Source organism: Chloroflexota bacterium, from assembly GCA_015478725.1.
Classification (GTDB): domain Bacteria; phylum Chloroflexota; class Limnocylindria; order Limnocylindrales; family CSP1-4; genus C-114.
Window position 1 is genome coordinate 49772 of the sequence record JADMIG010000003.1, and the last position, 12250, is coordinate 62021.

11 protein-coding genes are annotated in these 12250 nt (G+C 69.6%); 9 read left to right on the forward strand and 2 right to left on the reverse strand.

All coding sequences use genetic code 11. The annotated features are described in order from the left end of the window. Nucleotides 1–18 precede the first annotated feature (18 nt). Together IVW53_04230 and fabG are read left to right on the forward strand one after the other, a co-directional pair. Nucleotides 19–1338: a DUF1501 domain-containing protein gene (locus tag IVW53_04230; GenBank protein ID MBF6604772.1), complete on the forward strand. Its 1320-nt coding sequence runs from the start codon at nt 19–21 to the stop codon at nt 1336–1338. 65 nt (nt 1339–1403) lie between these two features. Then, nucleotides 1404–2150 carry a 3-oxoacyl-[acyl-carrier-protein] reductase gene (gene fabG / locus IVW53_04235; protein ID MBF6604773.1) on the forward strand — a complete coding sequence of 249 codons (747 nt, stop codon included), beginning with the start codon at nt 1404–1406 and terminating at the stop codon, nt 2148–2150. Nucleotides 2151–2517: 367 nt separating this feature from the next. Here the strand turns inward: fabG and IVW53_04240 are convergent, their stop codons facing one another. Next, entirely contained in the window at nt 2518–3495 is a 978-nt protein-coding gene (locus IVW53_04240) for a helix-turn-helix transcriptional regulator (protein ID MBF6604774.1), read from the reverse strand. Between the two features lie 296 nt (nt 3496–3791). Between IVW53_04240 and IVW53_04245 the strand changes: the two genes are divergently transcribed. The 5 genes from IVW53_04245 to IVW53_04265 all read left to right on the forward strand — a co-directional run bounded on the left by IVW53_04245 (nt 3792) and on the right by IVW53_04265 (nt 6923). Continuing rightward, nucleotides 3792–4523 (forward strand): sigma-70 family RNA polymerase sigma factor, encoded by a 732-nt coding sequence (locus tag IVW53_04245; GenBank protein MBF6604775.1) that lies wholly within the window; start codon nt 3792–3794, stop codon nt 4521–4523. A 207-nt stretch (nt 4524–4730) separates the two neighbouring features. After that, nucleotides 4731–5192, forward strand: coding sequence for a hypothetical protein (locus IVW53_04250; GenBank protein ID MBF6604776.1), 462 nt, complete (start codon nt 4731–4733; stop codon nt 5190–5192). Then, nucleotides 5189–5890, forward strand: coding sequence for a nucleotidyl transferase AbiEii/AbiGii toxin family protein (locus tag IVW53_04255; GenBank protein ID MBF6604777.1), 702 nt, complete (start codon nt 5189–5191; stop codon nt 5888–5890). The genes IVW53_04250 and IVW53_04255 overlap by 4 nt, the downstream gene beginning before the upstream one ends. A gap of 174 nt (nt 5891–6064) precedes the next feature. Further along, the gene (locus tag IVW53_04260) at nt 6065–6283 is read left to right on the forward strand and encodes a DUF433 domain-containing protein (protein MBF6604778.1); all 219 of its coding nucleotides are present in this window, start codon (nt 6065–6067) and stop codon (nt 6281–6283) included. 4 nt (nt 6284–6287) lie between these two features. Then, nucleotides 6288–6923, forward strand: coding sequence for a DUF5615 family PIN-like protein (locus IVW53_04265; GenBank protein MBF6604779.1), 636 nt, complete (start codon nt 6288–6290; stop codon nt 6921–6923). Nucleotides 6924–7066: 143 nt separating this feature from the next. Here IVW53_04265 and IVW53_04270 read toward each other — a convergent pair whose 3' ends face one another. Beyond that, complete coding sequence (locus IVW53_04270) at nt 7067–8479, reverse strand: ATP-binding protein (protein ID MBF6604780.1); 1413 nt, start codon at nt 8477–8479, stop codon at nt 7067–7069. A gap of 201 nt (nt 8480–8680) precedes the next feature. Between IVW53_04270 and IVW53_04275 the strand changes: the two genes are divergently transcribed. Next, on the forward strand, nt 8681–9469 hold the full coding sequence (locus IVW53_04275; protein ID MBF6604781.1) for a zf-HC2 domain-containing protein: 789 nt from the start codon (nt 8681–8683) through the stop codon (nt 9467–9469). A 179-nt stretch (nt 9470–9648) separates the two neighbouring features. Then, the gene (locus IVW53_04280) at nt 9649–12189 is read left to right on the forward strand and encodes a hypothetical protein (protein ID MBF6604782.1); all 2541 of its coding nucleotides are present in this window, start codon (nt 9649–9651) and stop codon (nt 12187–12189) included. Nucleotides 12190–12250: the final 61 nt, after the last annotated feature.

Genomic DNA, 12250 nt, shown 5'->3' on the forward strand with positions numbered 1-12250 from the left:
ACACGACGGAGGCAACCGATGCGCACCCCGAGAATGAAGCTCCTGAGTCGTCGCCAGTTCCTCGGCTACGGCCTCCTCGCGGGCGCCGCGACGGTGGGTGCGGGCGGGCTCGTGGAGGCGCTCGGACGGAACGGCGCCGCGGTCGCCGGTGGACCGGCTCCGTCCGGGCTGGCTCCGTCCCAAGCGGCCCTCCATCCGAGCTTCGGCACGGCTCCGGCCATCCGGGCCGCGGACGTCTCGGTCCGCCGTCTCGTCGTCATCGACATGGCCGGCGGCAACGACGGGGTCTCGATGGTCCCGCCCATCGGCAACCCGCTCTACGCGAAGCTGCGCCCGCGGACCTCCCTGGATCCGGCAACGGTCCTGCCGCTGACGGCGCAGGTGGCGCTCCATCCGTCGCTCACCAGGCTCCACGGCCGGGGCCTCGCCATCGTCCAGGGGGTGGGGGTTCCCACGCCGGACCTGTCCCATTTCGAGATGCTCCGGCGCTGGTACGCCGGCGACATGGACAGCACGACGGACACCCTGACCGGCTTCCTCGGGCGCCTCTGCGACGCCATCGGCGACGCCTCGGCCACGGCGGTCGGCGTCTCCCTCGGCTACGGTCCCACGCCGGCCCTCGTCTCTGCGAAGGTCTCGACAGTGTCCATGGACCCGTACGGCACGGGCGGCTTCCCGGCGCCGCACCAGCTCGCCGCTGCGGACGTCTGGACGACCGCCTGGAAGTCGATGGCCGAGTACGGCCCGTCCGATCCGGTGCCCTTCTGTTCGGCCCGCAAGGGCGCCGCCTATGCGGTCCGGTTCAGCGACGTGGCGAAGGGCTTCCCGGCGGCCGATCCCGGTTTCCCGACGACCGAGCTCGGCGCGCAGCTCTCGCTGGCGGCCCGGATCCTCGCCCAGGACAACGGCGTCCGGGTGCTCCACGTGCCGTTCCTCGGCGATTTCGACACGCACCAGGATCACCTCGCCCGGCACGCGGCGCTCATGACCCAGCTGGACGACGGGCTGGACGCGTTCCTCTCGGATCTCCAGCGGCGCGGCATCGCGGACCGGGTGCTCGTCGCGACAACCTCCGAGTTCGGACGACGGATGCCGGACAACGCGTCGGACGGTCTCGATCACGGCGCGGCCTCGTTCGCCCTCTTCAGCGGCCCGGTGACGCCCGGGCTCTACGGCGCGTATCCCCGGCTCGACGCGCTCGATCGGAACAACGACCTGGTGGCCCAGGTCACGATGGCCCAGTACTACGCGACGATCGCCGAAGGCTGGTTCGGCGTTCCGGCATCGGAGGTGGTCGCGGGCTCGGCCACGCCGCTCACGGGGATCGTGGCGAGCTGACCGGCGAGGCCGGGCGGTAAGGTACGCGTGACCTGCCGAGTCCACGCCCGAGGAGCCCTGCCGTGATCGATCTGTCCGGGAAGCACGCCGTCGTCACCGGCGGATCGCGCGGTATCGGCCGGGCGATCGTCCTTCGCCTCGCGACCCAGGGCGCGGACGTCGCCTTCAGCTATCGCGGCAACCAGGCTGCCGCCCAGGAGACTGCCGCGGCGGTGGAGTCGATGGGCCGTCGTGCGCTCGCGATCCAGGGCGATGTCTCGGACCCGGTGGCCGCGGAATCGGTGGTCGCGGCGGCACTCGCAGCGTTCGGGACCATCGACATCCTCGTCAACAACGCCGGGATCACTCGTGACGACCTCATCATGCGGATGAGCGTGGAGGCCTGGCGCGAGGTCCTCGAGACGAATCTCTTCGGCGCGTTCTACACGACGAAGGCGGTGACCCGACCGATGCTCAGGGCGCGGCGGGGCCGGATCGTCAACATCACGAGCGTGTCCGGGCAGGCGGGCCAGACCGGCCAGGCGAACTACTCGGCGGCGAAGGCCGGGCTCATCGGCCTGACGAAGGCCACGGCCCGAGAGCTCGCATCGCGCGGGATCACCGCGAACGCCGTCGCGCCCGGGTTCGTGCTCACCGAGCTGACCTCCGGGCTGCCAGAGGCGCTCACCGCGGAGATCACCGCGCGGACTCCCCTCGGCCGCTTCGGCACGACCGATGAGATCGCCGCGGCCGTCGCCTTCCTCGCCTCGGACGAGGCCGCGTTCATCACCGGCCAGGTCCTCGCCGTGGACGGCGGCCTCGTCATGATGTGATGTGGGCGGGGCATTCGGCGGTCCCGCCGACTCCGCCCGCCGCCGGCCCCGCCGACTCCGCCCCGCCGGCTCCGGCCCCGCCTCCGACGAGCTCCAACATCGCCCATTTCCCATCTCGCGGGCGTTATCCGGGTCCGCGTCGTCTCGGGCCGGCCTGACGATGGCCGGTAGTCGGCTAACGACCGTTGAGCGGGCGTTAGCTCGAAAGCGACGCCGAATCGGCCATGGATCGATCGGGGATCGACCGTTGCGGGGCGACGGCGACCGCTTCGTCCGCCCGACACTCGGATACGTCCCACTGCCCGGGAGTTCGCCCACATTCGGGGCCGCCGCCCGCCGCGCGACGGCCAGGTGGCCCCGTCTCGGGTCACGATGTCGCCCCGCCGCCGCCCGACCCCGATCCGCCCAACCCCGCGCCGCCCAACCCCTCGCCGCGGGCCGAGCTGCGCCCTCGTCGAGGCCGGACCCGGCGGACGGCGGCGAGCGGTCGCGATCCCGACGACGCCGCCCGCGCGCCTTGCGAGCCGGATCGGGCTGCGGGGACGGGGTCGGTCTGCGTCGGGGCGCCCGGATCCGGACCGATGAATGACATGCACGCGATCGGGGCACGGGGATCGGCGAGCCAGCCGTCGATGGCGCGGCCGTCGGTCGGGAACGCGTTCCGGAGGAGGGCCCGGTGCCGGGTGACCTGGCGCCGGTTCATGGAGGATTCGGCGACGACCACCCACCGGCTCACCACTGCCCCGCCGCCAGCCGCCCGGCTCACCGCTGCCCCGCTGCCACCTGCCCCGCTGCCACCCGCCCCGCGGACCAGCGGACCGCCACCCGCTACCCACCCTCGCTCCGCCGCGACGGTCCTCGCGAGCCGCACGTACCGATCCACCTGCGCGACCAGGCCGGCGGGATCCGGGATCTCCGTCTTGAGCTCGACCACGAGCAGCGAACCGGACGCCGCGTGGAACGCGAGGAGGTCGATGGACCCACGCTCGCCGTAGATCGAAAACGTCACCTCCGCCTCCGTGGTCCAGCCGGACAGCCGAGCGAGTCGCGCGGCAACCACCTCGTGCATCGCCGTGTGACCGGCATTGACGACCCGGTCCAGGTCGCCGCCGCGCCACCACGGCGCGAACTCGAGGCGGATGTCCAGGGCGGCGCCGAGGGCGCGGATCGCAGGCACCGACACTTCGTCGAGGCGCCCGAGCTCGGCGCGCGAGACGGTGGACGTGGACTGGCCGGCCGCCGCCGCGAGATCCCGCTGCCGCCAGCCGCGTTGGACTCGGACCGCCCGAATGAGGGCGCCCACCCGCCGATCGTCCACGAGCGCATCCTGGGCGCCCGCGCTCACCGCCGACTCTACAGCCGCCCATCGCGCGACTCACCGCCGACTCGCCCGGCGACCGGGCTACACCCCTTGGCAGCGTGCGTGGGACCATCGGGCGAGGTGGCCATCCGCCGTCGCGTGTGGCAGACTGCGGTCGGGGCCCGTTCGGCGTGCCGGCGAGAACCGGCGTACCAGTGAGAACCAGCGTGCCGGCGCCAACCAGGCGTACCGGCGCCAACCGGCGTCGACGCGTCGACGCGTCGAGGCGACCACGTGAACCGGGGAGGTGTCGCCGCACCGGCGGCCCGCGCGGAGGGATCGTGAACGAACCAGGCAGGGACGAGCGAGAGCTCGTCCGGCGGTGCAGGGAGGGCTCCGAGTCGGCATATGCCGAGCTCGTGCGCCGACACCGGCCGCGCCTGTACGTCCTGGCCCATCGGCTCGTCGGTGACCGCGAGACTGCCGAGGATGTAGTCCAGGAGACGTTCCTCGCCGCCTTCCGGTCGATCGAGAAGGTGGATCCGCGCCCGTCGCTCGATCCGTGGCTCAACACGATCGTCCTCCGCATCGCCGGTCGTGCCGCCTCGCGCCAGCGCGCGCGCCCGAAGTCCTCCATCGACGAACTCTCACTGCACGAGTCCCTCCACGAGACCGGCCTCGGGGCATCGATGAGCTCCAACGGCGCAGGTCTCGCCCCCGGGATCGCCGGCTCGATCGCGGGCTTGATCGCCTTTGGCGACCCCCAGGAAGCCGCCGAAGCCGCCGAGCTGCGCGGCGATCTCGCGGCCGCCGTGGACCGCCTGCCGTACAAGTACCGCGCCGCCGTGGTCCTCCGCCACGTCATGGACCTCGACTACGCGGAGGCCGCCCGCGAGCTGGACATCCCGCTCAATACGTACAAGAGCCACCTCCTCCGCGGGACGCGCCTGCTCCGCGAGGATCTCGCGGATCGACTCGGGCCGACCGACGAGGCCCTCCCGCTCGCGAGGTCCGCCAAGACGGGTCCCGCCAAAGTGGGGGCCGGCCTCGCCGGGAGCGCCGACCGCCGCTGAGGGGAATCCGTCGGCGGTGCCCACGCATCGACGGCCCACGCATCCACAGCCCACGCACCGACCGGCTGGACCGTCTGATAATGATGTTATCATGACCATATGGGGAATGGATGCCGCATCCGTCGGCTCGCCAGGTTCGGCTGGTCCGTAGAGACAGCCGACGGTGCGATCAGCGCATTCAAGCGCGACGACGGAACCGTTCTCCGCGTGGCCGACCGGCTGATGGGGACTCGTGAAGCGGCGCGTTACCTTGGCGTCCTGCCGCCGAACTTCGTTCGCGATTGGGCCTCGCGACTCGACTTTCCGTCGCCATTGGCGACCCTGTCGAGCGGACGAGTCTGGCTGGCGTCCGACATCGAGCAGTATGCGGCCGGCCGTCGCTCGCCGAAGCCGACTGACGATCGCATCGCGGAGATCGCGCGGCGCATCGTGTGGTGGCAGAAGCCGGAGACGACGCTTGAACGCAGGCTCGAGTTCGTTGCTCGTGTCATGGCATCCGGCTCGCTGGACGAGGTCCGGGACGTCGAGCATCACTTCGGTCGAGCAGTGCTCCGCGAGGCCGTGGTCAAGGCGCCGGCGGGCGTCTTCGATCGGCGTTCGTGGAGCTACTGGTTGCTCGTTCTTGGTCTCGAGCGGACGACGCCGCTCCCTGTGAGGCATGTGCCGTGAGTCGCGAGCGCCGGTTGGAGCGCTTCTCGCACCTGCCCGTTCTCGATCCGGAAGCCGGGATCCTTTCCGGGCCCCAGGCAGGACTATGGCCGAAGCTCGGAGATACTCCGGACCACTTCGTCCTGTATGGCGGCACGGCTCTGGCCTTGCGTTTCGGTCACCGCGCGTCGGTGGACTTCGACTTCTTCTCGGCCTGGTCCTTCAGCCCGACGGAACTGCTTGCCGACCTTGCCTGGCTCGGGAGGGTGACCATCAACCGCTCGTCTCCGAACAACCTGGAGTTCACGACCGCGAGTGATGTCCGGTTCTCGTTCCTCGGTGGGATGAGCCTCCAGTGTGTCGCGGAGCCGTCGATCGTCGAGGAGAACGGGCTCGTCGTCGCCTCGGTCTTCGACCTCGCCGGAACGAAGGCGAAGGCCCTCCTCGATCGATCCGAGTGGAAGGACTACGTCGACATCGCGACCCTCCTCCGCCACGACCAGACGCTGGCCGACATCATCGGCTATGCGACGACGATCTTCGATCCGCAGTTCGAGTTCCCGGCCGCGGCGTTCCTGCGATCGCTCGTCTACTTCAACGAAGGCACCGCGCCGGAGGTTCCGGAGGAGCTGCAACGGGAGCTCGAAGCGGCGGTCGCGCGCACCGAGCGGGAGCCGATCGCGGTGTTCGAGCCGTACTCGGCCTCGATTCTGCCGTAGCCCCGTGCACGTTTTGCCGCGGCCACCGCACGGCAGTCAGGTGAGTCCCAACAACGGCGAGCGCCTCCGTGACCGGGCCGACGTGACCCACGCCCGCAGTGCCGGCTTGCACAGGACGCGACCGGTGGACTCCAAGGCTGACCGAGGGTAGTCTTGCGGCGGAGGTCAGGCTCGATGGACCGCAAGGGGAAGCCAGCGATCACGCGCGATCCCGAGACGCACAGCGGCGCGCCCGTTTTCAGCGGGACGCGGATCGCCGTCAAGGTGCTCTTCGACTACCTCGAGGATGGCCAATCGGTGGACGATTTCGTGAAGCACTACCCGTCGGTCTCTCGCGAGCAGGCCATTGCCGCGCTTGACGAGGTCGAGGCGCTTCTCGAGACGACGGCGTAGGCGGATGCGCGTCGTTATCGACGAGGACATCCCGAAAGAGTTGACCCCGCTCTTCGCGCGACCCGGGCTTCTCGTAGACCATGTCGAGGATATCGGGCTGAAGGGCACGAAGAACGGCGTCCTGCTCGCCGCGCTCTCTGCCAACTGCGACATCCTCGTCACTGGCGACACCAACGTCGGGCACCAGCCGAACCTCGGCAAGTTCGATCTCGCCATCGTGCTCATCCATCCGCGGCGGCTCGTCGTCGAGCTGATCACGCCCCTGATCCAGGCCGAAGCGTGGGCAGTCCTCGACGGACGGCTGAGTGAGGCCCTGCAGATCGGGCCCGCTGTCGTCATCGGGCCCACGTCGTCATCAGCCCCACGACTAGCGCTAAAGATCGCCGAGACCGTCGGCCTCAGTCGCCTCCCAGGTGGCGCGCTCGCTGAGCTCGGCAACCCAGGCGTCGGGATCGCTGCGAACGTGCTGGTAGGCCGCGTCAGCGTCCGCGAAGAACCGCTCGGTCCGGGCCGCCTCCACGAGCTCCTCGACCACTCGGCTCATCGGCTCGCCGCGCTCCTCCGCCAGGCTGCGCAACGCCGCCTTCGTCCGCTCGCTGATCCGCAGCATCGTCATGCGCCCACTCCACATGGATGTTGACTACAGAGGAGTATGCGTGAGCTGTAGACCGAGACGGCGAGCGCCTCGTGACCGGGCCGACGTGACCCACGCCCGCAATGCTGGCTTGCACAGGACGCGACCGGTGGATTCCAACAAGATGCGGCGCTCCCTCGCTGCTGCCTCTACGACCCGAGCAGCCATGCAAGCAGCGCGGACGGGACGGCGAGCATGTCCTCGTCGAGCGCGAACGCGCGGCGGGTAGCGACAACACCACCGACACCCCGAGCCGCGATCGCCCGACTCGCACCGCGCCAGCCCGTGTCCACGTACTTCGACTCGAAGCCGAGCCCCAGCCGTGAGCCGACGAAGTCGATCTCGGTCTTCGAGTTCGGGTTCACCCAGTACCGCACCTCGGCCATCCCCACGAACGCGCCATGCATCTCGCGCTCAATCGAGCGATGCAGGGCGAGCGCCATCTGCTGCTCGCTGACGTTGGGGACCACTGGCTCGACCGCGCTTGGATCCACGAGGTGGGGCAGACGCGCCAGGAGCGGGTCCGTGAAGTAGAACTTCCGCTGTGCCTTCATGTTCGGCCGGCCGTCGTTGTCCTTGTAACAGCGGAAGCCGAGGAATGCGGTGACGAGCTCGGTGATGCGTGCGTCGGCCTGCTCGTTGTCAGTGAAGCCCACGTCGCGGGCCAGGTCGGAGAGGTTGATCGGGCCTGAGAGTGAGAGTGCCAATCGCTCGATGAAGGCGAGAGCTTCCGGTGGCGTGGTCCGCATCGACCGAAACGCTTCGCCTCGGACGACATTCCAGAGGTCGCGGACGAAGGCCGGGGCGATGTCGCCGGTGTCCATGAACGAGGAGACGACCTTCGGGTACCCGCCGACGTGAAGGTAGTTCTCCCAGGCGTCGGCGAGTTGGGGGATGAACACCTGAAGCTCCTCGAGGAGCGGTGGCGCGTCGGAGAACACGTCTCGCGGACGCAAGGCTGGGATCGGGGGGACGTTGGCGTCCGCGCCCGTCACGGCGCAGAAGGAGCGGAACGACATCGGGAGCAGGAGGCGCTCGCCCGCATCGGCCGGCTCGCCGTGGCGGCCGGCCAGGTTGGCGACTCCGTCCTGGATCCCGGCCGACGAAGAGCCGGTGAGGACGACACAGTCCTCGCGGAAGGCCGTCGTGTCCCGCTCGTCCTTGACGATCGCGTGCCAGTCGTCGATCGCGGTGATCTCGTCGATGAACCAGTGGCGCGGCCCTGCGATGGCGGGAAAGCGGCTCCGCCCGAGGTGGAGCATCCGCCGGAGGTCAACACCCCGGAGCCCGTCACATGAGAAGTAGAGGATGGAGCGCGGGTTGGCGGCCCCTGACACGGCCGCCGCGATGGCTCGCTTCAGCTCGACGCTCTTGCCAACGCGCCGTGGGCCGAGCAGCAGGTACAGCCCGTTGGGCCGGATGTCGGCAAGAGGCGCCGGCTCGTACACGATGGAGACTGCACGGACCGCCTTAAGGTCTGGATCGTCCCGCTCCCAGCCGGCCGGATCGCGCCACCAGGTGCACTTCTCGGAAAGCCGGGCGAAGAGTTGTGCGTCGTTCACAGGTCCGCCAGCGAGGGTATGGTTCTGGCCGTCATGTCGGCAAACAGGGTATCTCTTTTGCCGTCATGTCGGCAACCAGGGTATCTCGTTTGCCAATAGGCACGATCATGGCGACGGAATCCGCACCGTCAAGCGCACAGCGGCGCGCCCGTTTACGCCCACCCGTGCAACTTTTTCGCACCCGGCGGTCATGTACATGGTGTGACCGAGCATCCGATCGACCACGTCGCCGCGCGCCGCCTCATCGACGCCTATCTCGTCGACGATCTCGACGCCGCCGGCGCGACCCGCCTCGCCGCCCACCTCCACGGCTGCCCCGCGTGCGCGGCGGAGCTCGGTGGCAGCACCCGGGTCCTCGCCCTCCTCGCGACCCTCTCCACGCCGCGGCCCACGCCGGACCTGGATGAGCGGATCCTCGTCGCCGCGCTCGCCGATCGGGCCCGCCGGCACGAGCACCGGTCGTGGCTCTCGGATCTCCGCACGCAGGTCCTTCGCGGCGCGATGCGGACCACCGGCACCGTCGTCGTGACCATCGTGACCGTCGCCCTCCTCGGCGGCGCATTCGTGTTCGCGGCCACGTGGGTCGGCTCCAACCTTCCGCGCTTCGCGTCGAGTGATACCATCCGGCCCGTGGCGACGCCGACGCTCACACCGACTCAGACTGCCCAGAGCACGCCGGCACCGATCACGACACCGCGCGTGACTCCGGCGGCTTCGGCGACCCCGGTCCCCGCCGCTCCCACCGCGAGCCCGGCACCCACGCCGACGCCGAGCGCGTCGCCGTCCCCGAGCGCCACGCCCACGCCGAGCCCGACGCCGACTCCCACGCCGACGCCGAGCCCGACCATCGGGCCCTCGCCGACGCCGACCGCGACGGCCACCCCCACGCCAACACCCACCCCCTCGCCGACGGTCAAGCCGCGTCGCACGCCGCCTCCGTCGGCCTCACCCGCAGCGACGCAGGGCGCGTCGTCCAGCACATCGCCGTAACTGCAGGGCGCGCAGGGCGCGTCATGCCGTTCCGGGCCTTCCGGAAGGCATCGGTAGCAGGAAACCACAGCCGGATCGGGGACTGACGAAAGGAGCAGAGGGGCCGATCCGAACCCGGGAGCGCGGCTTCCGGATCACCCAGGAATCGTCAAACGTAACCCTCACTGGAGGAACACCACTTGAGTATCAAGAAGAAGGCGTTGAGCATCGGCATGAGTGCCGGGCTGATCGCCTCACTCTTCGCAACAGCGGTCGCGCCGACCGCGCTGGCGGCGATCACCGTCGGCAACGCCGGCAACGTGCCGGTCGGCGGCACGTCAGCAGCCAACGTGAGCTTCACGTTCACCGAGCAGGCGATCGCCTCGCTCTCGAACAATCCGGGCACGTTCACCGTCACGATCCTTCCCGCCCTCCCCGGAGCGGGCAGCGTGAGCTTCGTCGGCACCCCGAGCACCGCCGGATCCACCGGTTCGCTCGGCGCGTACGCGAGCATCGCCGGCAATGCGCTGACCATCGGCATCTCCGGCTCCGATGTGAACAACATCGAGTCGATCTTCATCAGCGGCCTGAAGATCTCGGCCGCACCTGGCACCACCCTCGGCCCCATCAGGGCGTCGATCACCGCGGCCACCGCGCCCCAGTTCGCGAACGCCGGCGCCGCAGCGGCTGCCTTCTCGGGCGGCGGCACTGCGACCGGCACCATTTCGGTCGGCATCGGTTCCGGCGCAACCTCCGTCATCGTCAACAACACCAGCCCGGGCTGCCTCTTCAGCAGCGCCGGCACCCTCACCTTCGCCACGAGCCCTGAGTCCGTCGCCCTGACGACGGCCAGCGCGGCGAACACGCCGGCTGCGGGCCAGCAGACCCTCACCATCGGCGCGACGGCCAACGTCCACGGTGCCAATGAGGTCGTGAGCGAATCGAACGGCTGCGCGGTGTCGACCACGCTCGCATCCCCCGGCACCGTCGTCGCCGCCGTCAGCTACGGCTCGTCCGGTAACGCCACGGTCTACCCGGGTGAGAGCAGCCAGTTCGCCAGCAACCTGTTCTTCACCGAGCCTTCCGCGGGCTTCCTGCTGGCCGGTTCGACCTTCACCTTCACGATCCTGACGCCGGGCGTCGTCTTCTCGACAGCACCCGTGGTCAGCGACAACAACGGCGCGATGACGCTGTCGGCACCCGTCATCTCGGCGAGCCGAACCACCGCGACCGTCACGGTGAATACAGCGTCCACGGGCACTGCCGCCACGATCACCCTTGGGTCGACCGGTTTCTCGGTCCCCCCGATCCTCTATGACGTCGCCTCGAGCGTCGCTCCCGGCACGTTCATCTCCGTCGGCCTCACGACGAGCGCGGCGCAGGCCGTTCTCCCGCCGACCAACACGAATGCCGTCGTCTTCCGTGGGATCGCCGCCTCGGCGCCGAGCCCGACGGTCTACATCGGCGAGAACAACCAGACCGCCGGCCTGATCACGTTCAAGGAAGCCGCCGCGGGCTTCTTCACGGACGGTATCGGCACGGCGACCAACACCTTCGAGATCTGCCCGGTCGGCGTGACCTACGCCTTCACGCTGGCCCCAGTCGCGATGGTCGTCGGTGGCACGGGCGGCGGCAACCTCATCCTCCGGGATGGCGCCGCAGCCTCGACCACCAATATCGTCGTTGGCACCAACATCGGCGGCGGTTGCTACATGTGGACCGTCTGGACCGCCAGCACCACCGCGTCGACGATCGTCATCGGCGCTGCGCCGAGCGCGGCGACCGGCGCGCTCATCAACGTGACCTCCGATCAGGCCCCCGGCGGCGTTGCCGCCGGCCTGTACATCGGCTCGTCGTCCTTCGTCAGCTCGCTCACGCTCGCCGCGACCGTACAGTTCGCGACGGCGGTCTATCGCAACCAGGTCGTGGTGACCGCGCTGTCGCAGCCGGCCATCGCGCCCGGAACCACCAGTGCCGCCGCCGGCAGCATCTCCATCGCGGAGACCGGCATCGGCCAGCTGAAGGCCAACGAGGTCATCTGCGTCGAGATCCTGCCACGCTCCGCGGCGCAGCTGATCCAGGACACGTTCCTCGAGGCCTCTGACATCGCCAGTGTCCCGGTCGTCACCGCGTCCGGGAGCGGCCTCGTCATCGGCCCGGTGGACGTGTTCACGCCGTGCCGCGCGACGGGCGAAGTGCTGACGAGGTATTCGACGTCGTTCAGCTTCACCGTCCTCCAGCAGTCCACAGGCGGCAACGGCACGCTTGTGATCAGCAACATCCACTACACGACGACGGCCGACGCCCACCTGGGCACCGTCCTCGTCCGTGTCTCCGGACAAGACATTCACCTTGGCGGTACGACGCAGGACTTCCTCTCGACCGTCTCCAACGCCACCATCGGCAGCCCGGCCCCGATCTCTGCCGCGAACGCCCTCGGCATTCCGCCGAACCAGGGCCCGTGGTCGACCGCGACCAAGCTTCCGGTCCGTGGCCAGTACGTCACGTGGCAGTTCAATGGCGGCTCCAGCCAGGCTGGCAAGCTCATCCAGATCTGGTTCGCCAGGAAGAACTCGGCCGGTGGTTGGGGTGCGTTCACCCTCCTCACCTCCCGACTCGCCAACTCCGCCGGAGTCGCGAACTTCTGGTGGAAGTCCTCGACCCCGGCCTGGGTCTCCGTTCGCGCCTACAGCGCGACGACGGGAACCTGGTCGGCGGCCGTCCAGGCTCGCTGGCGATAACCTTCGAGCACTCCCTCGGTGATGGCCCTCCGGGTCATCGCTGAGACAGATCGAACGGCCG

What these genes read in the sequence shown, in the direction of transcription:
- IVW53_04265 (MBF6604779.1), top strand. Translation starts at nt 6,288, where the DNA reads ATGCGCGTCGTTATCGACGAGGACATCCCGAAAGAGTTGACCCCGCTC.
- IVW53_04230 (MBF6604772.1), top strand. Translation starts at nt 19, where the DNA reads ATGCGCACCCCGAGAATGAAGCTCCTGAGTCGTCGCCAGTTCCTCGGC.
- IVW53_04260 (MBF6604778.1), top strand. Translation starts at nt 6,065, where the DNA reads ATGGACCGCAAGGGGAAGCCAGCGATCACGCGCGATCCCGAGACGCAC.